Origin of the sequence: Rhodococcoides corynebacterioides (genome assembly GCF_019834675.1) — a bacterium.
Classification (GTDB): Bacteria; Actinomycetota; Actinomycetes; order Mycobacteriales; family Mycobacteriaceae; genus Rhodococcoides; species Rhodococcoides corynebacterioides_A.
Window position 1 is genome coordinate 1 of record NZ_JABUBU010000014.1, and the last position, 20,529, is coordinate 20,529.

Sequence of the window (20,529 nt, forward strand, 5' to 3'; positions counted from 1 at the left end):
GTTCGGGTTCGCCCGGTGCCGGTGGGTGGTTCTTGCCGGTGGCGGGTGGGTCGCCGAAGACGATCATGTCCAGGCCCGGGTGGGTGTCGAACCCGGTGTGGGCGGGTCCGAGGACGGTGCGGCCCTCGGGGATGGTGAACGTGCGGATGACCCGGCCGGGGTTCTCGGGGTCGGGGTACTGGTCGTCGACGAAGTCGCCGAACGTTTTCAGTAAGTGGTGGAACCGGCATTTGGCGCCGAGCCCGCAGGCGGAGGTCTGCCCGCCTCGCTCGGGGTTGCGGTGGTCGTATTCGGTGATGTGGTCGAGGTCGCCGTCCCGGGCGGGTTTGTTGCAGCCGGGCCAGGTGCAGTACTGATCGCGGGCGCGGATGTAGGTGTTCAGCGCCGCGGACGGCCGGTAGGGGTCCGCCGGTTGGGTCGCGGGGAGTGGGGTGTCGGTGCCGTCGCCGAGGGGTCGGATGAGGGTGGCGGGGTCGGCGGCGAGGTCGCGGAGGTGGGCGCCGGAGACGATGCCGAGTCCGGCGATGTAGCCGACACCGTCGACCAGCTCGGACTCCGCCGCAGCCTCAGTCGTCGCTGCCTCATCCGTCGCGGCGCCCTCGGCCGTACCCTCCTCGACCACGACCTCATCGACCGAAACGTCCTCTGCGGCAGTCGCGGTCGTGTCGATGTCACAAGCCTGTGCGTGCGTTGCTGTCTCGGCGGAGGTGGTCGCTGCAGTGGCGGTTGCGTGTGCGGGTCCGGTGAGGGTGGTGGTGTCGGTGACCACATGAATGACGATGCGCGCTGCGTTGGCCGCGACCTCGTCCGCATCGACCACAGTGAACGCGCATTCCGGGCGTGCGCAGTCGCAGCCGAACGGGGCGTGCTTGACCAACGCGAACAACGCATCCGACGCCCGCGCGGTTTTGGTGCGACTGTCGTGCTTGCACACCTGTGCGGCGAGGCGTTCGACGACGCGGGCGACGATGGCGGCGCGTTCGGCGGACATCGTCGCCCCCACCGTCGCCATGCCGTCGAGTCCGGCCTCGGTGAAGAAGCATCGCCCCTTCAGGGCGTCGTCGCGGCGTTCGCGGACGGCGTCGGGGTCGCGGCGGTAGACCATCTGATCGCACAGATCCCGCACTCGGGCTGTCGACCACGTCCCCGGTTTCCGCAGGGCGGCGGCGATGTCGGCGTCCACCAGTCCCTGATACGGGCGGCCGTGGATCAGTTCGGTGCGGGAGACGATGGTGCGGATGAAAGTGGCGGAGACGACCCCGTCACGCAAGCATTCCGCCACGCGGGGGAGTCGGTCACGCAGGGCGACGGCGTCGTCGAGGAGGCGTTCGGCGACGTACTGCGACACCGACAGGGTGGTGGCGATGCGGGCGGCGCACTGGGCGAACGCATCGACCGCCCGTTCGTCCCGGTCTTCCTCGGGGACGACGAGTTCGGTGTGCAGGGCGGCGGCATGCTGGTAGCGGCGCCACTCCAGATAGGCCGCCCCCGCAGCCAGGTCGGCCAGGGCGTCGAGGTGCCCACCGACGGGCAGGTCGAAGGACACGGGCAGGCCCATCGCGGTGTGATCCCGATCAGCCCATGGAGCCCCGACCTGCGCATCCCCCACCGTTCCGACCCCCCGATCGCTCATGTGTTCGATTGTATCGAACCCCACCGACACGATCCATGACACGCACGCACGAACTACTCCGCGTCCGCCGCCCGCGCCCGCAGCGCCCGTGCGAGATGGTCGCGCTGCTCGATCACCTGGCGGCGCAGGGCAGCGGGGGCATCGGGGTGCTCGGCCAGCCAGCGGTCCGCGTCGTCCGTGGTGTCGGCCGGCGGGAACAAGCCCACCACCAACCGTCGGGCGATCTCGATGCTGCGGTCGCGCCAGACGTCCTCGAGCATGGCGTAGTACGGCGCGTCGTAGGCCGCGACGCGCGATCGCTCGCCCGCCGTGAAGCCTCGGACCAGGGCGCCGACCTTCTCGTTGCTCGGTGACTCCTCGGTCAGCGCGGTCCACACCCGTGCCGCGCCGTCGGGAAGCGCGGCCACCGCGGCGGTGTGCGCCACCTCGCCGGCCCCGGTGCGATCGGAGTCGAGCACCGCGTCCAGTTCGGCCACCGTGGCGTCGCCGCGCGCGGCGAGGGCGAACCACAGTGCCCAGCGCTGCTCGGCGTCGAGGACGAGTCCGTCGATGCTCGTCCGGCCCGACAGCAGGTCCCGCAACTGCGCGGCGCGGTCGGTGTGCACGGCCGCGGCGGACCACGCGCGCCACCACTCGAGCTGGTGGTCGGACCCGGCGTCCGCGGCGACCAGCTGCTCGTAGGCGGTGTCGGCCCACGCGGACCGCACCGCATCACGATCGGCGACGTACCGCTCCACGGCCACGGCGGTGTCGGCGAGGACGGACGCGAGGATGCCCTCGTGCGGCTCCCGCGGCGCGAATCGGCGCGCCAGGTCCACGAATCGCGACGGCCGGTACTCCGCGTCGCGCGTCGCGTTCCACAGGGACGACCAGACGAGGCTGCGCCGCAGATCGTCGGGAATGCGATCGAGCGACGATTCGACGACGGCCACCGACGCGGCGTCGAGTCGCACCTTGGCGTACGTGTGGTCGCCGTCGTTGAGCAGGACGACGGTGCCGTCGCCGGCCGCGGCGAGATCGACGGACGTCTCCGCGCCCGTCAGATGGACCTCCTGCGGGGCGTCGTCGACCAGCTCGCCGTCGGCGTTCGGGGCCAGCACGGCGACGTCGAGCCGTTGCGGACGCGGGTCCGTCTGCACGATCACGCCGCGGGCGCGGTCGACGGTCAGCGTGCTCGGTCCGGTGGTCTGCAGCCAGGCCGCCGCCCAGGCCTCGAGGTCCCGCAGCGAGCTGTCCTGCAGCGCCGCGAGCAGGTCCGTCAGGGTGGTGTTGCCGTAGGCGTGGCGACGGAAGTACAGCCGAGCCCCGTCGAGGAACTCGTACTCGCCGACGAACGCCGCGAGCTGCTTGAGCACGCTCGCGCCCTTGGCGTAGGTGATGCCGTCGAAGTTCAGCTTGGCGGCCTCGAGGTCGACGATGTCCGCGACGATCGGATGCGTCGTCGGCAACTGGTCCTGCGAGTAGGCCCACGCCTTACGGCGCTGGGCGAACGCGACCCACGCGTCGGTGAATTCCGTGGCGGCGACGGAGGCGTACGACCCCATGTAGTCGGCGAACGACTCCTTGAGCCACAGATCGTCCCACCACCGCATGGTCACCAGATCGCCGAACCACATGTGCGCCATCTCGTGCAGGATCGTGTTGGCCCGACGCGCGTACTGGGATCGCGTCGCCGCGCTGCGGAAGACGTACGACTCGGTGAAGGTGACGCACCCGGGGTTCTCCATCGCGCCGAGGTTGTACTCGGGGACGAACACCTGGTCGTACTTGCCGAAGGGGTACTCGTAGTCGAACGCGTCGTGGAAGAAGTCGAGACCGGCGCGCGTCACGTCGAGAATCGCGTCGGCGTCGAGGTACTGCGCCAGCGACTTCCGGCAATGCACCCCGAGGTCGATGATCAGATCGTGCTGCACCGACCGACCCTCGACGCGGTGGTACGGCCCGGCGACGACGGCGGTGATGTACGTCGAGATCGGCTGCGTGGGCGCGAAGACCCGGGTGTCGCCGTCGGTCCGCTCGAGACGCTCGTTGGACAGCACCAGCCACTCCGACGGCGCCGTCACCCGGAACGTGAACGGGGCCTTCAGGTCCGGCTGCTCGAAGCACGGGAACACCCGACGCGCGTCGGCCGGCTCGTACTGCGTGTACAGGTAGGTCTCGCCGTCGGCGGGATCGACGAACCGATGCAGGCCCTCGCCCGTGCGGCTGTAGAGCCCGCGCCCGTGGACGCGCACGGTGCTCGCGCCGGTGAGGCCGCGCAGGGCGATGCGCGCCCCGTCGTACTCGACCTCCGTCTCGCGTCCGTCGATCTCCACGCGGTCGACGCCGGCGCCGAGGAAGTCCAGCCACGTCTCGGGTGACGACGCCGCGAGCGCGATCGTGGCGACGACGCCGAATTCCCCGTCGGTCAGTGCCCCGCTCAGATCGAGGGCGACGTCGTACGCCGAGACGGTGACGACGCGGGCGCGGTGGGCGGTCTCGGACCGGGTGAGGTTGGCGGTGCTCATCCCCTCATGGAAGCACCCCGACCTCAGCGCCGTCGGTCCGGTACCAGCCCGCCGAGCACCCAGTTCACGATCGAGATCAGCAGCGCGCCCCAGAAGGCCGCGCCGAACCCGTCGACGGTGAGGCCGTACCCGGTGACGTCGGTGACGGCCGCGGTCAGCATGAGCATCAGCGCGTTGATCACCAGGAGGAACACTCCGAGGCTCAGTACGATCAGCGGGAGCGACAGCAGCTGGATCACCGGCTTGACGACGGCGTTCACCAGTGTGAACACCGCGGCGATGCCGAGCAGCACCACCAGATCCCAGCCCGGGCCGCGGCCGGAACTCGCGACGGCGATCCCGTCGATCCAGGCGGCGGCGAGCCAGACGGCGAACGCGGTGACGACGAGGCGGAGCAGCAACACCATGGCAGCCATGGTGTCACCTCCGGCCGAGTCGGCGGCGTGTCAGCCGAGGACCAGGCCGACCGCCGTCGCGACGGACCACACCAACATGGCCAGGCCGGTGTCCCGGAGAGCGGGGATCAACGCCAGCCCGTGGGCCCGGGCCCGCACCGGGGCGTTGGCCTTCCAGGCGAGCGGGAACGCGACGAGGCCGAGCAGCGACCACGGCGTCTGCAGGACCAGCAGGACGCTCACCACGAACGGCACCAGCAGGAGAGCGGCGTGCAGTCCCCGGCTGCGCGGGTCCCCGAGGCGCACGGCGAGGGTGATCTTCCCCGACTCGGTGTCCGACGGGATGTCGCGGATGTTGTTGGCCACCAGCACCGCGCTCGAGAACGATCCGACCGCGACCGCGCACGCGAGGCCGGTGAGGTCGACGCGACCGGTGAGGACGAACTGCGTTCCGCACACCGCGACGAGCCCGAAGAACACGAAGACCGCGATCTCGCCGAACCCGCTGTAGCCGTACGGCTTCGTGCCGCCGGTGTAGAACCAGGCGCCCGCGATGCAGACGGCGCCGACGACGACGAGCCACCACGCCGTCGTCACCGCCAGGACCAGACCGGCCACGGCCGCGAGCGCGAAGCAGACCAGCGCGGCGGCGCGGACCGACCCGGGCGTCGCCGCCCCCGATCCGACCAGGCGCAGCGGGCCGACCCGCTCGTCGTCGGTGCCGCGGATGCCGTCGGAGTAGTCGTTGGAGTAGTTGACCCCGACGATGAGCGCGAGCGCGACGATGAGGGCGACCGGGGCCTTCCACCACGTGACGGTCGCGTCCGTCGTGGCGGCCGTGGCGGCCGCTGCCCCCGTGTCGGCCATGGCGGCCGCTGCCCCCACTGCCACCACCACCGGCGCGATCGCGTTCGGCAGCGTGCGCGGCCTCGCCCCCTCGATCCATTGCGTTGCTGTCGCCATGGCGGGAATCATTCCTCACGGTCCGTGCCGCGGGTCGCCCGGTGGCCGAATGCGACTGTGCGGTCGGTGTTGTCGGCCGGGCGCGCTGTCGCTTACCATGGCCGGGCGCTCTGGTTCGCAGAGTTTCTCACGGTCTGTGTCCGTCGGCCGTGAACGTGGCGTCACCACTGCGGGTCCCGGGTCGGTGTACCGACTCACGGCCTCGCCGTCACGATCGGGCTTCACCATGAATCCTTTTCCGTCCGCGGCGGACGTCGTCGCCGCCATGCCGTCCGACGAGATCGACCGCGCCATTCGCGCTCTCACCGAGCGTCAGCGGGCACTGCTGCTCGACGGTGATCTGTCGTCCGTGTGGGCCGTCACCGAGGATCTCGAGCGGTGCTTCGCCGCGCTGTCCGGACGGCGCTGATCAGAAGAACGGCCGGGGGTAACCGCGGTCGGTGACGGGCACCGGGTCCGGCTCGTCCGACGTTCCGGTCGGCTGGAACTCCACCATGATGAATCGGTGCCCGGGGACGCGCGTGGCCCGCAGGTCCACCACCACCCAGCCGCCGCCGCGGCGTCGCAGGCGCACCCCCGGAAGGAAAGCCGTGTGGTCGGACCACCGATCCATGGTCTTGTAGAGGTCCACCAGGCGCAGTACGTCGTCGGGATGCGGGGTGTCCCGACGGTCGACGTCGCCCTTCCACTGCACGCCCTGGACGGGCTCGGTCAACCACCGCACGACGCGGACCGCGCTCATGTCCACCAGCGCCATCGACGTGCGCAGGGAGCGCGTGAGCGACCGCAGCGCCAGTGATTCCAGGGACGGGCCCTCGCTCGAGAGCTGATCGGGCCGCAGTTCCACGGCGAGACCGCGGGAGACCAGGTCGGCCTCCCCGTCCTCCTCGACCCGCGCCGTGCGCACCACGTTGCGCAGCGGCACCGGCCCGTCCTCCGCCCGTGCCGCGACGGTGCCGGCCCAGCGGTCGCCGTCCCGCGCGTCGATCAGTGCGGTGAGCAGGTACATGCCCGACTCGGAATCGTGAATGGCCTCGAACAACCCCGGCGCCGTGCCGACCAGGGGCGTCCCGTCCGTGTGGTCGAGGAACGCGCCCATGTCCGGCGTGAAGCGGAAGACGCGGTCGACGCCGGACCACTCGTAGGCGGCGGCCCGCGGCGGCGGTGCGGGCGCGGCGCCGGCCGGACCGGCGTGCAGCAGGACACCGTGGACCGCGCCGCTGGGCCCGAGTACCGGACTCACGCGCAGGGTGACGTCCCCGTCCCGCAACGCCACGGTCTCGGTGATCTCCTGCGGATGGGCGACGACGCGCCCGACGAGCGTGCGCGCGGCCTCGGCCGCGCGCTTCTGGGGCAGTGCCCGTAGCAGCGACGTCCACCCCTTGGGCAGCCCGTCCCGCACCACCACGGAGGCGTCCGCGGTGTCGCCGGTGCGGGTGAGAGTCTCGACTACCATCCACCCGGCCGTCGGCGCCGAATGCTCCGCGGAATCGGGGGAGTTTCCACCGGCGGCGCGCCGTTCTGTCATCTCGACCACCTTCGAACGTGCCCGCGGTGCGGGTGGTCGAACTGTACCCATCGGCACCGACAGCCGAACCGTCGGAGCGGGGCGTTCCAGGCCGGTGTCGTCCGTTCGGAGGACAGTCCGTCCGGGCGCTCGCGGTCAGCGCGTCCGGTCGATCACCTGCTGCAACGCCGCAGCTCGGTCCACCTTTCCGGGCCCGCGGACCGGCAGTGCCGACGTGCGCACGACGGCGTGCGGCACCGCCTCGCGGCCGAGCTCGGACGCCACGCGGGCGCGGATGTCGTCGTCGGTCACCGACGCGCCCGCGTCGAGCACCACCAGGGCCGCCACGCGCGCGCCCAGCCGCTCGTCCGGCACGCCCACCACGACGCATTCCGCCACCCCGGGCACCGCCGTCACGACGTCCTCCACCACCCGCGGGACGACGGTCAGACCGGCCGTGGAGATGGCGTCGTCGACCCGGCCGAGGATGCGGAGGCGCCCGTCCTCGCCGATGCTCCCGACGTCGTCGGTCCGGAACCAGCCGGGCTCGGCGAACGCGGGATGGTCGGGCATCCCGCGGTACCCCGCGGCCAGCGTCGGTCCGCCGAGCGACACCCGCCCGTCGTCGCCCAGACGCAGGCGCACTCCGTCGAGGGGGACGCCGTCGTAGACGCAGCCGCCGCAGGTCTCGGACATCCCGTACGTGCGCACGACGGGGATCGACGCCGCCGTCGCCCGCGCCAGCAGCGGGGCGGGGGTGGCGGCGCCGCCGAGCAGGACGGCGTCGAGGGAGGCCAGGGCGGCGGTGGCGTCGGGGTCCGCCAACGCCTTGACCAGTTGGGTGGGTACCAGCGAGGTGTAGCGACGGGGGCCGCTCATCGCCGCGACCGCGGCCGGGAGCGCCGCGGGGTCGAACCCGTCGCGGACGTCGAGCACCACCGGCTCGGTTCCGGCGGCCACGGACCGGAGCAGCACCTGCATGCCCGCGACGTGGTGAGCGGGCAGGGCCAGCAGCCACGTCCCGACGCCGCCGAGCCGGGAGTGCGTCGCCGCGGCGCTCGCCCGCAGCGCGGCGGCGGTGAGCAGGGCGCCCTTGGGCACCCCGGTGGATCCGGAGGTGGCGAGGACCAGCACGGCGTCGTGCTCGATCGGGCTGCCGGGCGCGAGTGTGCCGGTGAGACGGTCGATCTCGCGCGGGTCGTCGGCGGGGACGGGCAGCGCCGGGGGTGCCTGACCGTCGAGCACGCGGGCCAGGTGGGGGAGCAGTGCTGCTGCCTCGGGACCGGCGGGAACGGGAAGGACCTCGAGGTCACTCGCCACGGGAGTCCCTGCGCTGCGGGTGATTCGGCGGCACCTCGACCAGCACGATGCGGGTGCCGTCGGGGTCCGCGATCCACATCTCGATCAGTCCCCAGGGCTCGGTCCGGGGTTCGCGCACGATCGGCACCCCGGCATCCACGAGCTCCGTGCGCGCAGCGTGGACGTCCCGCACCTGGAGCAGGATGGTGGCGCCCGACGCACCGTCCGGCTCGCCGTGCCCCGCGACCTCGATCAGGGCCTGGCCGGCGAAGAACACCACCCCGCCCGGATACTCGCGAAAGATGCCGAGGCCCAGGCGATCCCGGTAGAACGCCGTCGTGACGTCGGGATCGCGGGGGCGCAGGATCGTGCGGCTCGCCAGGACGTCCATCGCGTCAGAAGTACCACGGGTACGGCGACCAGTCGGGGTCGCGCTTCTCCAGGAACGAGTCCCGGCCCTCCACGGCCTCGTCGGTCATGTACGCCAGCCGGGTCGACTCGCCGGCGAACAGCTGCTGGCCGACCAGCCCGTCGTCCTGCAGGTTGAACGCGTACTTCAGCATGCGTTGCGCCTGAGGCGATTTGCCGTTGATGGTGCGGGCCCACTCGATGGCCACCGTCTCGAGCTCCGCGTGGTCGACGACCTTGTTCACCGCGCCCATCCGGTGCATGTCCTCGGCGCTGTAGGTGTCGCCGAGGAAGAAGATCTCGCGAGCGAACTTCTGCCCCACCATCTTCGCGAGGTAGGCGCTGCCGTACCCGCCGTCGAAACTGCCCACGTCCGCATCGGTCTGCTTGAAGCGGGCGTGCTCGCGGCTGGCGAGCGTCAGGTCGCACACCACGTGCAGGCTGTGGCCGCCGCCGGCCGCCCACCCGTTGACGAGGCAGAGCACCACCTTCGGCATGGTGCGGATCAGCCGCTGCACCTCGAGGATGTGCAGGCGACCGGCGCGCGCCTTGTCCACCGTCTCCGCGGTCTCGCCGCTCGCGTACTGGTACCCCGAGCGGCCGCGGATGCGCTGATCGCCACCGGAGCAGAAGGCCCACCCGCCGTCCTTGGGGCTGGGCCCGTTGCCGGTGAGCAGGACCGCGCCGACGTCGGACGTCATGCGGGCGTGATCGAGCGTGCGGTACAGCTCGTCCACCGTGCCGGGCCGGAACGCGTTGCGCACCTCGGGACGATCGAACGCGATGCGCACGGTGCCGTCGGTGACGTGGCGGTGGTAGGTGATGTCGGTCAGGTCCTCGAACCCGGGCACGACGGTCCACTGATCGGGCTGGAACGGGGAGCTCGTCTCGGTCACGCCCCAACCCTACGACCCGGCGCCCGCGCCGGTCCCACCCTACGACCCGGCGCCCGCGCCGGTCCCACCCTACGACCCCGGTCGTGGGCCGCAGCGTTACCGTCGGGCGATGAGCGACACGCCGCACGGCGGCTTCCCGAGGTTCACGCCCGCGCACCCGCCTGCCGACTTCGGGCGCCTGCTCGAGGCGCTGCGCACCATCCAGGACCTCGCCGTCTCGACCGACCTCCCCGAGGAGCAGCTGGCGGCCGCCGCCGACCAGGCGGAGAAGCTCGCCGCGGCGATGGCGCCGTACGTGGTGCCGGAGGGCGCCTCCCCGGCCGGCCGGTCGCTCGAGCTGCCGGGTCGCGGAAGTCTGCTGCTCCTGCCCTGGACCATCGAGAAGTACGGCCCCGACGGTGTGCAGGCCACCGGCGTGTTCCGGCGCTACCACCTCGGCGGCAACGCGGCCGCGCACGGCGGCACCCTGCCGCTGCTCTTCGACGACCTGTTCGGGCTGATCCAGCACGCCTACGGCCGCCCGCGCAGCCGCACGGCCTTCCTGCACATCGACTACCGCGCGGTCACACCGCTCGACCAGCAGCTGAGGGTGAGCGGGCACGTCACGAAGGTCGAGGGACGCAAGGCGTTCATCGAGGCGGTGCTGACCGACCTCGACGGGAAGGTCCTCGCCGAGTGCCACTCCCTCATGGTGTCGCTGCTGCCCGGCCAGCCCTGATGGGCCCGGCCGACCTGCTCGCGTCCGCGCACGTCGTCGCCCTGCCGATGCGCACGCGGTTCCGCGGCATCACCGTGCGGGAGGCGATGGTCTTCGAGGGCCCGGCCGGGTGGGGCGAGTTCGCCGCCTTCCCCGAGTACGACGACGCCGAGGCCGCCCTGTGGCTCGCCGCCGGTCTCGAGGCGGCCACCCTCGGTCCGCCCGATCCCGTCCGCGAGTGGGTCGACGTCAACGCCACCGTGCCCGCCGTGCCGGCGACCGACGTCCCCGACGTCCTCGCCCGGTTCCCCGGCGCCCGCACCGCCAAGGTGAAGGTCGCCGAGAAGGGGCAGAGCCTCGCCGACGACGTGGCGCGCGTCGAGGCCGTCCGTGCCCTCGTCCCCACCGTGCGGGTGGACGCCAACGGCGGCTGGACCGTCGACGAGGCCGAGCGGGCGCTGCACGCCCTCACCGCGACGGGCGACCTCGAGTACGCCGAGCAACCCTGCGCGAGCGTCGAGGACCTGGCCGAGGTGCGACGTCGGGTGCCGGGCGTCGCCGTCGCCGCCGACGAGTCCATCCGCCGGGCCGACGACCCCCTGCGCGTCGTGCGGGCGGGCGCCGCCGACGTCGCCGTGGTCAAGGTGCCGCCGCTGGGCGGGATGCGGGCCGTCGTGGCGCTCGCGGACCAACTGGCCGAGTACGGCGTGCCGGTGGTCGTCTCGAGTGCGCTCGACACCGCCGTGGGCATGAGCGCCGGTCTCGCCGCCGCCGCGGCGCTCCAGTCCACCGCCGCGTGCGGGTTGGCCACCGGCGCGCTGTTCACCGCCGATCTGGCGCCGCCGCGGGAGCTGGTCGACGGCCGATTGTGCGCCGACACAGTCGTTCCCGACTCCGCTGCGCTCACCGCACTGGCCGCGCCCGAGGACCGCCGGCGGTGGTGGATCGCCCGGGCCGAACGGTGCCTCCGGCTGTTGTAGGGTCGCCGCCGTCCCCAGAACCGCCGTTCCCGACCACCCCGAAAGGTTCCCCTCGTGGCTTCCCTCCAGACCACCCTGCTCGACGAGTCCGTCGCCCCCGCCGTCCGTGCCGACGTCGCGGCGCTGATCGACGCCGAGGTGTCCGGCAAGAAGGGCGCGTCCGGCCTCGCCGTCAAGGGCGGGTACGGCGCGGTGAAGAAGGTCAGCCCCGGTGTCATCGACGACGCCGTCGCCAAGCTGTGGCCGAGCTTCGTCGCCAAGCTCGACCCGTTCTGGCAGGAGTACACCGCCGCCGGGTCCGCCGGACGGTTCGGCGACCACCTCGTCGGCCGCGGTGACGCCGTGTCCGACGCGCTGCTGTCGGTCACCGACGAGCGCATCGAGGGCACCAGCAAGTCGACGATCAAGAAGGCCTACTCGTCCCTGCGTCCGTCGGCGAAGAAGCACGTCACCGAGGCGCTCCCGCGCGTGGGCGAGCTGGTCCAGAAGTACGCCTGAGCAGCCTCACTCGCCCCGCTGCCGCCGCCGCGTGAACAGCGGCACGATGAGCAGCATGAGGAACACCCGCAGCACCTGCGCGGCGACGACGAACGTCACGTTCACGTCGCTGGCGGCGGCGAGGGCGAGCACGGCGTAGATGCCGCCCGGCGTGGTGGCGAGGTACGCCTCGTACGGGGTGACGGACGTCGTCGCCACCAGGACGAGGCCGAGCAGCGCGCACCCGACGGCGATGGCGACGATCAGCAGCGTGGCCCACGGCAGGATGCGGCCGATGGACCGGAACGACTCGACGGTGAAGCGCAGGCCCGCCTGCCAGCCGATCACCACGTAGACGGCCTGGAGCAGCAGGAACGGCACCTCGGCGCCGGCGGTCCAGCCGGCCAGATCGGCCACGGTGGACACGATCAGCGGGCCCAGCAGCGCCGGCGCGGGCAGGCGGATCAGCCGCGCCAGCGGCACGCCGACGGCCAGGCACACGAGGATGAAGACGGCGTCGACCCACAGGGGTGCGCCGGACGCCTCCGGCGCGGTGCCGCGGCCGGTGTCGGCGTGGAAGACCACCGTCGCGACGAACGGCAGGGACGCCGTCACCAGCAGCACCCGCAGGTACTGCACGACGGCGACCACCCGCTCGTCGCCGCCCAGGTCGCGCGCGATGGCCACCATGCCCGACGCCCCACCCGCGACGAGCGCCAGCGCACCCGTCGTCGCCGACAGGTCCCGGTGCAGGCCGAGCGCGGCGCCGGCGGCGATCGACAGCAGCAGCGTCCCGAGGGAGACCAGCAGCACGGCGATCCAGCCGGATCCCAGGGACGACAGCGTGTCCCGGTCCAGCAGCGTGCCGATCTCCACGCCCAGCACCGCCTGCGCCGCCTGACTCGCACGGCTCGGCACCTTCGCCGGGCCGACCTTCGCCAGGGCGAACACCGTCGCGACGGCGAGGCCGACGAACAGCGCGGCCGACGGCACGCCCACGCGCTGGGCGAGGACCGTCAGCAGAATCGTGACGAGGGTGAGGGCGACCCACCTCCCGGCGAGGGCCGGGGAGAACCTCATCGCGGCGTCGTCGGCCGATCGATGGTCCGCACCGCCGGCGGCAGTCCCCATTCGTTGCGGCCGAGGCGACTCAGCGGAGCGAGCGAGTCGAATGCGGGCAGTCCGTCGTCGGCGAGGTGACTCTCCCGCACCGTGATCATGGTGACGTCGCCCATCACGACGAAGGCGTTGCCCACCTCGACCACCCGGTTCAGCGTCGCCTCGATGGACACCGGCGACTGCGCGACCCGCGGCGGGCGCACGGTCTCGCTCGGCTCGTCGGTCAGACCGACGGCCGAGAACTCGCTGACCGACGACTCGTAGTTCGCCGACGTCGCGTTGACCTCCTCGAACAGAGCCTCCGTCGCGAGGTTGATCACGAACTCGCCCGTCGCCTCGATGTTGCGGAGGCTGTCCTTGCGGCCGATCGAGGTGAACTGCACCACGGGGGGAACGGAGCTGGCCACGGTGAAGAAGCTGTACGGCGCGAGGTTGGTCACCCCGTCCGCCGAGATCGTCGACACCCAGGCGATCGGGCGCGGGACGACCGTCGAGGTCAGCAGCTTGTAGTAGGTGGTCTCGTCCACGGATTGCGGGGTGAAGGTTCGGCGCACGTCCTCGATCGTGCCATTCTCCCGGCGGTGTGCCCGTCGCCGTGTGTCACTCTGGATCGGTGAACCCGTCCACAGCTCAGGCCACCGTCGTCGTCGACGAGTTGATCCGCGGCGGCGTGCGTGACGTCGTCCTGTGCCCCGGGTCCCGCAACGCGCCGCTGGCGTTCGCGCTCGAAGCCGCCGACCGCGCCGGGCGCGTGCGGCTGCACATGCGGATCGACGAGCGCACCGCCGGTTTCCTCGCCATCGGGCTCGCGATCTCCGCCGGTCGGCCGGTCCCGGTGGTGATGACGTCGGGCACCGCCGTCGCCAACCTCGGGCCCGCGGTCCTCGAGGCGAACTACGCCCGCGTCCCGCTGGTCGTGCTCAGCGCGAACCGGCCCTACGAGATGCTCGGCACCGGCGCCAATCAGACCATCGAGCAGCTCGGCCTGTTCGACGTGCAGGTGCGGGCGACCATCAGCCTCGGGCTGGCCGAGGAGGGCGACCGCAACAGTCAGTGGCGCTCCGCCGTGTGTCGGGTTCTCGCCGCGGCGCGGGGCACCCGCTCCGGCAACGCCGGCCCCGTGCACTTCGACATCCCGCTGCGCGAGCCGCTGGTGCCGGACCTGTCCGACACCACCCCGGCCCCCGAGGGACGGCCCGACGGCGCCGCCTGGACCACCACGCAGTACGCCAGCCTGGACGTGCCCGTCGACCTCGACCTCACCCCCGACACCGTGGTGATCTCCGGCCACGGCGCCGCGTTCCGCCCCGAGCTCGCGCACCTGCCGACCGTCGCCGAACCCACCGCGCCGCTGCACGGCCCGGCCGTCAACCCGCTCGCGTTGCCGGCCCTCGCGCCGCGCCAGGCGGTCATCACCGGCCGGCCCACGCTGCACCGTCCCGTGTCCGCGCTGCTCGCGAACCCCGAGGTCGACGTCGTCGCCCTCACCACCGGACCGCGCTGGCCCGACGTGTCCGGCAACGTCGTCGCCACCGGGACGCGGGCCGTCGTCAGCGGGGCGCCGTCGGAGGCGTGGCTCCGCCGCTGCGCCGACGCCTCCGCGGCGGCCGACGAGGCCGTCCGGACCACCCTCGACCGCACCGACTCGGTGACCGGCCTACACGTTGCGGCGGCGGTGTCCTCGGCTCGACGTCCGGGTGACCTGGTGCTGCTCGGCGCCTCGAACCCCGTCCGCGACATGGCGCTGGTCGGCTACCCCGCCGAGGACGTGCGGGTGATCTCCAACCGCGGCGTCGCCGGCATCGACGGCACCGTCTCCACCGCGGTGGGCGCGGCGCTCGCGCACGACGGCCGCACCGTCGCCCTCATGGGCGACCTCACGTTCCTGCACGACGCGTCTGGCCTGCTCATCGGACCGGGCGAGCCGCGCCCGCGCGACCTGACGATCGTCGTCGCCAACGACGACGGCGGCGGCATCTTCGAACTGCTCGAGCAGGGCGACCCGCAGTACGCGGGCGTCTTCGAGCGGGTCTTCGGCACTCCGCACGGCATGGACCTCGCGGCCCTCTGCGCGGCCTACCGCGTGCCGCACCGCCGCGTCGACACCGACGAGCTGGCCAAGGCCCTCACCGGGCACGCCGACGGCATGCGGGTGTTCGAGGTGGCCACCGATCGCTCCGGGCTCCGTGACCTGCACGCGCACATCCGGAGGGCGATCGGCTAACCCTTCCGGGCCAGGTACTCCCGCGCCTGCTTGGACTCGGTGTGCACCAGCTTGCCGATCATGTCCACGATCAGGTTCTCGATCTTGCCGCCCACCAGCGGCACCTTGACCTCGGCGGTGCCGTTCAGGGTGAGGCGGGTGCCGGCGCCGTGCGGGGCCAGCGCGAACACGCCGCGAACCTTCGACGGCAGGCCCGTGGAGCCGCCCTCGAGGGTGCCGCCCGCGCGACCGTTCTCGAGCGGACCCCACGTGTCCTTGCGGGTGATGGTCAGACCGCCGCGCACCACCTTCTGCACCACGCCGGGGAGCACCTGAGCGCCGACGTTCTCGCTCATGGTCACCTCGATGCCGCCGTCGTCACGTCGGGTGACGGTGACCTCCGCGCGATCTCCGGCGTCCTGCCGGCGCTTCTCCCACAGGTCGTCGTCGGTCAGCGCGGCGTGCGCCTGCTCCAGTGTCACGTCGAAGTCTTCGGTGAACTCGAATTTCCGCCCCATGCGTCGGAAGGGTACCCGTCGCCGCACCGCCCGACCTGTCCGTGCGGGGCGGTGGTGAGGTGCCACTACGCTGACGGCCGTGACGAGCGAGACGACCGGGCCGCCGCGCCGACGGCGCCCCCTCGTGGTCACCGTGCTGACCGTGATCGCCACCGCCGTGTCGGTCCTGGCGGTGCTGCTGGTCCTCGCGGCCTGGCGCAACGACCACACCATCTCGTCCGACGAGGGCGTCGCGACGGCGGAGGTGCTCTCCGCGGGTCGCTTGCGGTCGGCGGTCAGCTTCGTCACGCCCGACGGGGAGACGCACAATCCCAAGCTCGGGGTGCTCTACCCGACCAACCTGGTGTCCGGTCAGCGCATCGACGTCGAGTACGCGCGCTCCGATCCGGATCTCGTGCGCGTCGCGGGCCGCGACGCGTCCGTCGCCGTCGTCCCCGCGCTGTCGGTCATCGTCGTGACGTGGGCGATCGCCGGTCCGCTGATCCTGGTCGCCCGCCGCAGGGTTCGTCTCCAGTTCGCCGAGACGTAACGGCCGCTCTGCCGCGCCGTCGTCGCGACGCGGAATCGTCGCCGACGTGCGCATTGCCGTGATCGCCGAATCGTTCCTGCCCCACGTCAACGGTGTCACCAACTCCATCCTGCGGGTGCTCGAGCACGCCGACGCCCACGGTCACGACGCGCTGGTCGTCGCGCCCGACACGCCGTCGGGCGCCGCGCCCGCGGCCACCGAGCACGACGGTGTGCCCGTCGTCCGCGTCCCGTCGGTGATGGTGCCGAAGGTCAGTTCTCTTCCGGTGGGCGTGCCGACGCCGGCCCTCGTCGGCGCGCTGCGCACGTTCGCGCCCGACGTCGTCCACCTGGCCTCGCCGTTCTCGCTCGGCGCGGGCGGTGTCGCGGCGGCCCGGCACCTCGGCGTGCCCACCGTGGCCGTGTACCAGACCGACGTGGCCGGGTTCGCCGAGAGCTACGGGCTGGGTCTGACCTCACGGGCCTGCTGGGCGTGGACGCGACGCATCCACAAGGCGAGCGACCGCACGCTCGCCCCGTCGACGTCGGCGATGGACGCCCTCGCCGCCCACGGCATCCCGCGGATCCACCGGTGGGGACGCGGCGTCGACACGCTGCGGTTCGCGCCGTCGGCGCGGCGCGCGGACCTGCGCCGCGCGTGGACCGGTGACGACGGCTCGCAGATCGTCGGGTTCGTCGGCCGGCTCGCGCCCGAGAAGCACGTCGAGCGCCTCGCCGGCCTCGCGGCGCGGGACGACGTGACGGTGGTGGTCGTCGGCGACGGCCCCGAACGGGCGCGCCTCGAGGCGCTGATGCCGACGGCGGTGTTCCTCGGCCAGCTCGGCGGGCAGGACCTGGCCGCCGCGTACGCGTCGTTCGACGTGTTCGCCCACCCGGGCGAGCACGAGACGTTCTGCCAGACCGTGCAGGAGGCGCTCGCCAGCGGGGTGCCCGTCATCGGGCCCGACGCCGGTGGTCCGCGCGATCTGGTGAGCCACTGCCGCAACGGCTACCTGCTCCCCGTGGACCGCTACACCGAGCTGCTGCCCAGCGCCGCCCGCGCGCTCGCCGACCCCACCACCCGCGCCCGGTTCGCCGCTTCCGCCCGCACCTCGGTGCTGCACCGGACGTGGCCGGCGCTGTGCACGCGGCTGTTCGAGCACTACGACGACGTCATCGGGGGCGCCGGCACGCGCCGCGCGCGGGCCGCGTAGGTGCAGCACGCGCCGCGCGCGGGCCGCATAGGTACAGCACGCGCCGCGCGCGGGCCGCGTAGGTGCAGCATCGGTAGTGTCAACGCCGTGGCTGCACACGGCTCCAGAGCGCAACTGGACAAGAAACCGCAGGACGTCGCGTCCATGTTCGACGGAGTCGCGAAGCGGTACGACATCACCAACACCGTCCTGTCCTTCGGGCAGGACCGCGGCTGGCGTCGCGCCACCCGTGCGGCGCTGGACCTGCGGCCCGGCGAGACCGTGCTGGACCTCGCCGCCGGCACCGGCGTGTCCACCGTGGAACTCGCCCGGTCCGGTGCGTGGTGCGTCGCGGCGGACTTCTCGAAGGGCATGCTGACCGCCGGACTGTCGCGGAAGCTGCCCATGGTGGCGGGCGACGCGATGTCCCTGCCGTTCGCGGACGACGCCTTCGACGCCGCCACCATCTCCTTCGGACTCCGCAACGTCGCCGACCACGAGGTAGGACTGCGCGAACTCCGTCGCGTGGTGCGGCCCGGTGGCCGGTTGGTGGTGTGCGAGTTCTCCACGCCCGTCTTCCCGGCGTTCCGCACGCTGTACATGGAGTACCTGATGAAGGCACTCCCCGCCGTCGCTCGCGCGGTGAGCAGCAACCCCGACGCCTACGTCTACCTCGCCGAGTCCATCCGCGCCTGGCCGGACCAGGCCGAGTTGGCCCGGCGCCTCGAGCGGGCGGGGTGGACGGACGTGACGTGGCGCAACCTCACCGGCGGGATCGCCACCCTGCACCGAGCGGTCGCTCCCTGACGGTCGGTGCGGTCAGCTGAACGGCGCGCGCGTGTCCAGTCGTCGGGACGCCGAGCCCGCGGCGCGCCACGCGCGCGCCACCACGTCGTGGTCCTCCTCGGTGATCAGGTTGCCCATCACCCGCACGGCGACGGTCATGATCGCCGACGAGCGCATTCCGATCGGGCCCGTCGCGGGCAGGAAGCGCGGGAGCGTGAGCAGTCCCGCGAGGCGTCGGGCGACGGAGAAACTGCGCCCGTAGTGCTCCCGCAGGACGGTGGGCCACACGTCGGTGAGATCCGGCTCGTCGAGCAGGTCGGCGATCAATCGCCCGCCCTCGAGTCCGTAGTCGATGCCCTCGCCGTTGAGGGGGTTGACGCAGGCCGCGGCGTCGCCGATCAGCGCCCAGTTGCGGCCCGCCACCGTCGACACCGCACCGCCCATGGGGAGCAGCGCCGACTGCACGCGCTGCGGCCCGCCGGACAGTCCCCATTCCGATTCGCGTTGCGCGGCATACAGATTCAGCAGCGGCCGGAGTGCGCCGCCGGCCGGCCGTCGGTCCGTCGCGAGGGTGCCGACGCCCAGGTTGATCTCGCCGGTTCCCAGCGGGAACACCCAGCCGTACCCGGCCTGCAGCACGCCGTCGGCGTCGCGCAGTTCGAGGTGTGAGGTGATCCACTCGTCGTCGCTGCGCTCGCTGGTGACGTACGCCCGCGCCGCCACCCCGAACGCGGTGTCCCGGTGCCACTGTCGGCCGAGCAGCTTGCCCAGGGGTGAGCGCACACCGTCGGCGACCACCAGCGTCCGGCACGCGATGCGCAGCGGACCGTGATCGGTGCGGAAGGTCACCGCCGCCACCCGGTCGCCGTCGCGCTCGACCTCGACGGCCTTGGCGCCCTCGACCATCCGGGCGCCGTCGTCCGTCGCCACGCGGCGGATGCGGTCGTCGAGTTCGGTGCGCGGCACGGCACTGCCGACGTCGGGCAGCGACCCGCCCGGCCACCGCAGCTCGTGCTGCTGCCCGAACCCCGTCAGCCGCAGGCCGACGTTGCGCGCGCGGCCGCGCACCCAGTCGCCGAGTCCCAGCCGATCGAGTTCCGCGACCGCGCGCGGGGTGAGCCCGTCGCCGCAGGTCTTGTCGCGCGGGAACCGGGCCGCGTCGGCCAGCACGACGTCGCGTCCCGCCCGCGCCGCCCACGCCGCGGCGGCGCTGCCGGCCGGTCCGGCGCCCACCACCAGAACGTCCGCGGACAGCGCGTCGGGGGTCGGGATCGCGGAGGTCACATGCTCGACGGGTCGCTCGGTCATGGTTCCATCTTCCAGACCCGCTAGGTTGGTGGTCGACGGCGCCGCGCGAGTGGCGCCGGGGGACAGGACTACGGCGACGGGAATGGGTGCGAGCACGGTGACCGACACGGGTGCGAGTACGGCCGACACGACCGTGGTTGCGGGCGTCGACCTGGGGGACGCCGAGTTCGCGGCCACGGTGCGGTCCGCGATGGCGGCGGTGGAGACCCTGCTGGTCGAGGAACTCTCCGACGGCGAGGACTTCCTCACCGAGGCGGCACTGCATCTGGCCAAGGCCGGCGGCAAGCGCTTCCGCCCGCTGTTCACGGTGCTCACCGGGCAGCTCGGGCCCGATCCGACCAATCCCGACATCGTCACCGCCGCGACCGTCCTCGAGATGGTCCACCTCGCCACGCTCTATCACGACGACGTCATGGACGAGGCCGGCATGCGCCGCGGCGTCGACAGCGCCAACGCCCGCTGGGGCAACAGCGTCGCCATCCTCGCGGGCGACTACCTCTTCGCGCACGCCTCCCGCCTGGTCTCGACCCTCGGCCCGCAGGCCGTGCGCGTGATCGCCGAGACGTTCGCGGCGCTGGTCACCGGCCAGATGCGGGAGACCATCGGCAGCCGTGCCGACCAGGATCCCGTCGAGCACTACCTCCGCACGGTCTGGGAGAAGACCGGGTCCCTCATCGCGACCAGCGGGCGCTTCGGCGGCACGTTCTCCGGTGGCGACACCGACCACGTCGAGCGGCTCGAACGCCTCGGCGACGCCGTGGGCACCGCGTTCCAGATCGCCGACGACATCATCGACATCTCCTCCGCGTCGGCCGAGTCGGGCAAGACTCCCGGCACCGACCTGCGCGAGGGCGTCCACACCCTGCCCGTGCTCTACGCGTTGCGCGAGGAGGGGGAGACCGGCGATCGGCTCCGCCACCTGCTGCGCGGCCCGGTCACCGACGACGCCGAGGTCACCGAGGCGCTCGAGCTGCTGGCCGCGTCCACCGGGATGACCCGCGCCCGCGAGACGCTGGACGAGTACACCCGTAAGGCGTTCACCGAGCTCGACGCACTGCCCGCCGGTCCGGCCAACGACGCGCTGCGGCACCTCGTGGAATACACGGTGGCGCGCACCAGCTGACGGCGCGCGG

Annotated in this window: 21 protein-coding genes; 9 read left to right on the forward strand and 12 right to left on the reverse strand. The window is 72.6% G+C overall.

What is annotated here, in order from left to right; genetic code table 11:
• The 4 genes from HQ603_RS13580 to HQ603_RS13595 form a co-directional block, all read right to left on the reverse strand.
• Positions 1-1,633, reverse strand: a 1,633-nt coding sequence (locus HQ603_RS13580) for a DUF222 domain-containing protein (RefSeq protein WP_222685057.1), incomplete at its 3' end; no start/stop codon positions are given.
• A 53-nt stretch (positions 1,634-1,686) separates the two neighbouring features.
• Positions 1,687-4,140, reverse strand: a complete 2,454-nt coding sequence (gene pepN / locus HQ603_RS13585) for an aminopeptidase N (RefSeq protein WP_222685058.1) — start codon at positions 4,138-4,140, stop codon at positions 1,687-1,689.
• Between the two features lie 23 nt (positions 4,141-4,163).
• Positions 4,164-4,547, reverse strand: a complete 384-nt coding sequence (locus HQ603_RS13590; protein WP_222685111.1) for a phage holin family protein — start codon at positions 4,545-4,547, stop codon at positions 4,164-4,166.
• A 39-nt stretch (positions 4,548-4,586) separates the two neighbouring features.
• Positions 4,587-5,498: a 1,4-dihydroxy-2-naphthoate polyprenyltransferase gene (locus HQ603_RS13595; protein WP_222685059.1), complete on the reverse strand. Its 912-nt coding sequence runs from the start codon at positions 5,496-5,498 to the stop codon at positions 4,587-4,589.
• A gap of 226 nt (positions 5,499-5,724) precedes the next feature.
• Between HQ603_RS13595 and HQ603_RS13600 the strand changes: the two genes are divergently transcribed.
• Positions 5,725-5,907 carry a hypothetical protein gene (locus tag HQ603_RS13600; protein WP_222685060.1) on the forward strand — a complete coding sequence of 61 codons (183 nt, stop codon included), beginning with the start codon at positions 5,725-5,727 and terminating at the stop codon, positions 5,905-5,907.
• Here the strand turns inward: HQ603_RS13600 and HQ603_RS13605 are convergent, their stop codons facing one another.
• The 4 genes from HQ603_RS13605 to HQ603_RS13620 all read right to left on the reverse strand — a co-directional run bounded on the left by HQ603_RS13605 (position 5,908) and on the right by HQ603_RS13620 (position 9,608).
• Positions 5,908-7,026, reverse strand: a complete 1,119-nt coding sequence (locus tag HQ603_RS13605) for a GAF domain-containing protein (protein WP_222685061.1) — start codon at positions 7,024-7,026, stop codon at positions 5,908-5,910.
• A gap of 135 nt (positions 7,027-7,161) precedes the next feature.
• Positions 7,162-8,325 carry an o-succinylbenzoate--CoA ligase gene (gene menE, locus HQ603_RS13610; protein ID WP_222685062.1) on the reverse strand — a complete coding sequence of 388 codons (1,164 nt, stop codon included), beginning with the start codon at positions 8,323-8,325 and terminating at the stop codon, positions 7,162-7,164.
• Positions 8,315-8,695 carry a VOC family protein gene (locus tag HQ603_RS13615; RefSeq protein WP_222685063.1) on the reverse strand — a complete coding sequence of 127 codons (381 nt, stop codon included), beginning with the start codon at positions 8,693-8,695 and terminating at the stop codon, positions 8,315-8,317. Before HQ603_RS13615 ends, menE begins: the two co-directional genes overlap by 11 nt.
• 4 nt (positions 8,696-8,699) lie before the next feature.
• On the reverse strand, positions 8,700-9,608 hold the full coding sequence (locus HQ603_RS13620; protein ID WP_222685064.1) for a 1,4-dihydroxy-2-naphthoyl-CoA synthase: 909 nt from the start codon (positions 9,606-9,608) through the stop codon (positions 8,700-8,702).
• 109 nt (positions 9,609-9,717) lie between these two features.
• On the opposite strand from HQ603_RS13620, the gene HQ603_RS13625 reads away from it, so the two are divergent.
• The 3 genes from HQ603_RS13625 to HQ603_RS13635 are packed head-to-tail and all read left to right on the forward strand — an operon-like array spanning position 9,718 to position 11,783.
• Positions 9,718-10,326 (forward strand): PaaI family thioesterase, encoded by a 609-nt coding sequence (locus tag HQ603_RS13625; RefSeq protein ID WP_222685065.1) that lies wholly within the window; start codon positions 9,718-9,720, stop codon positions 10,324-10,326.
• Positions 10,326-11,285 carry an o-succinylbenzoate synthase gene (locus HQ603_RS13630; RefSeq protein ID WP_222685112.1) on the forward strand — a complete coding sequence of 320 codons (960 nt, stop codon included), beginning with the start codon at positions 10,326-10,328 and terminating at the stop codon, positions 11,283-11,285. The genes HQ603_RS13625 and HQ603_RS13630 overlap by 1 nt, the downstream gene beginning before the upstream one ends.
• A gap of 54 nt (positions 11,286-11,339) precedes the next feature.
• Positions 11,340-11,783: a DUF6918 family protein gene (locus HQ603_RS13635; protein WP_222685066.1), complete on the forward strand. Its 444-nt coding sequence runs from the start codon at positions 11,340-11,342 to the stop codon at positions 11,781-11,783.
• Between the two features lie 6 nt (positions 11,784-11,789).
• On the opposite strand, the gene HQ603_RS13640 is transcribed toward HQ603_RS13635, so the two are convergent.
• Together HQ603_RS13640 and HQ603_RS13645 are read right to left on the reverse strand one after the other, a co-directional pair.
• Positions 11,790-12,842, reverse strand: coding sequence for an AbrB family transcriptional regulator (locus HQ603_RS13640; protein ID WP_222685067.1), 1,053 nt, complete (start codon positions 12,840-12,842; stop codon positions 11,790-11,792).
• Positions 12,839-13,435 (reverse strand): flavin reductase family protein, encoded by a 597-nt coding sequence (locus HQ603_RS13645; protein ID WP_222685068.1) that lies wholly within the window; start codon positions 13,433-13,435, stop codon positions 12,839-12,841. The genes HQ603_RS13640 and HQ603_RS13645 overlap by 4 nt, the downstream gene beginning before the upstream one ends.
• Positions 13,436-13,494: 59 nt before the next feature.
• On the opposite strand from HQ603_RS13645, the gene menD reads away from it, so the two are divergent.
• Positions 13,495-15,105, forward strand: a complete 1,611-nt coding sequence (gene menD, locus HQ603_RS13650; RefSeq protein ID WP_222685069.1) for a 2-succinyl-5-enolpyruvyl-6-hydroxy-3-cyclohexene-1-carboxylic-acid synthase — start codon at positions 13,495-13,497, stop codon at positions 15,103-15,105.
• On the opposite strand, the gene HQ603_RS13655 is transcribed toward menD, so the two are convergent.
• Positions 15,102-15,602 (reverse strand): DUF2505 domain-containing protein, encoded by a 501-nt coding sequence (locus HQ603_RS13655; RefSeq protein ID WP_222685070.1) that lies wholly within the window; start codon positions 15,600-15,602, stop codon positions 15,102-15,104. The genes menD and HQ603_RS13655 overlap by 4 nt on opposite strands.
• A gap of 124 nt (positions 15,603-15,726) precedes the next feature.
• Here HQ603_RS13655 and HQ603_RS13660 point away from each other — a divergent pair, with 124 nt between their 5' ends.
• From HQ603_RS13660 to HQ603_RS13670, 3 genes are all read left to right on the forward strand, one after another.
• On the forward strand, positions 15,727-16,131 hold the full coding sequence (locus tag HQ603_RS13660; RefSeq protein ID WP_222685113.1) for a DUF3592 domain-containing protein: 405 nt from the start codon (positions 15,727-15,729) through the stop codon (positions 16,129-16,131).
• Between the two features lie 46 nt (positions 16,132-16,177).
• Entirely contained in the window at positions 16,178-17,323 is a 1,146-nt protein-coding gene (locus tag HQ603_RS13665) for a glycosyltransferase family 4 protein (RefSeq protein WP_222685071.1), read from the forward strand.
• A gap of 87 nt (positions 17,324-17,410) precedes the next feature.
• Positions 17,411-18,109: a demethylmenaquinone methyltransferase gene (locus tag HQ603_RS13670; RefSeq protein ID WP_308126526.1), complete on the forward strand. Its 699-nt coding sequence runs from the start codon at positions 17,411-17,413 to the stop codon at positions 18,107-18,109.
• A gap of 12 nt (positions 18,110-18,121) precedes the next feature.
• Here the strand turns inward: HQ603_RS13670 and HQ603_RS13675 are convergent, their stop codons facing one another.
• The gene (locus tag HQ603_RS13675; RefSeq protein ID WP_222685072.1) at positions 18,122-19,396 is read right to left on the reverse strand and encodes a geranylgeranyl reductase family protein; all 1,275 of its coding nucleotides are present in this window, start codon (positions 19,394-19,396) and stop codon (positions 18,122-18,124) included.
• A gap of 82 nt (positions 19,397-19,478) precedes the next feature.
• Between HQ603_RS13675 and HQ603_RS13680 the strand changes: the two genes are divergently transcribed.
• The gene (locus tag HQ603_RS13680) at positions 19,479-20,519 is read left to right on the forward strand and encodes a polyprenyl synthetase family protein (RefSeq protein WP_222685073.1); all 1,041 of its coding nucleotides are present in this window, start codon (positions 19,479-19,481) and stop codon (positions 20,517-20,519) included.
• Positions 20,520-20,529 lie beyond the last annotated feature (10 nt).

Bases quoted from the DNA above. Each gene is read 5' to 3' on its own strand.
- pepN (WP_222685058.1), bottom strand. From the start codon at position 4,140: ATGAGCACCGCCAACCTCACCCGGTCCGAGACCGCCCACCGCGCCCGC.
- HQ603_RS13590 (WP_222685111.1), bottom strand. From the start codon at position 4,547: ATGGTGTTGCTGCTCCGCCTCGTCGTCACCGCGTTCGCCGTCTGGCTC.
- HQ603_RS13595 (WP_222685059.1), bottom strand. From the start codon at position 5,498: ATGGCGACAGCAACGCAATGGATCGAGGGGGCGAGGCCGCGCACGCTG.
- HQ603_RS13600 (WP_222685060.1), top strand. From the start codon at position 5,725: ATGAATCCTTTTCCGTCCGCGGCGGACGTCGTCGCCGCCATGCCGTCC.
- HQ603_RS13605 (WP_222685061.1), bottom strand. From the start codon at position 7,026: ATGACAGAACGGCGCGCCGCCGGTGGAAACTCCCCCGATTCCGCGGAG.
- HQ603_RS13615 (WP_222685063.1), bottom strand. From the start codon at position 8,695: ATGGACGTCCTGGCGAGCCGCACGATCCTGCGCCCCCGCGATCCCGAC.
- HQ603_RS13625 (WP_222685065.1), top strand. From the start codon at position 9,718: ATGAGCGACACGCCGCACGGCGGCTTCCCGAGGTTCACGCCCGCGCAC.
- HQ603_RS13630 (WP_222685112.1), top strand. From the start codon at position 10,326: ATGGGCCCGGCCGACCTGCTCGCGTCCGCGCACGTCGTCGCCCTGCCG.
- HQ603_RS13640 (WP_222685067.1), bottom strand. From the start codon at position 12,842: ATGAGGTTCTCCCCGGCCCTCGCCGGGAGGTGGGTCGCCCTCACCCTC.
- HQ603_RS13655 (WP_222685070.1), bottom strand. From the start codon at position 15,602: ATGGGGCGGAAATTCGAGTTCACCGAAGACTTCGACGTGACACTGGAG.
- HQ603_RS13675 (WP_222685072.1), bottom strand. From the start codon at position 19,396: ATGACCGAGCGACCCGTCGAGCATGTGACCTCCGCGATCCCGACCCCC.
- HQ603_RS13680 (WP_222685073.1), top strand. From the start codon at position 19,479: ATGGGTGCGAGCACGGTGACCGACACGGGTGCGAGTACGGCCGACACG.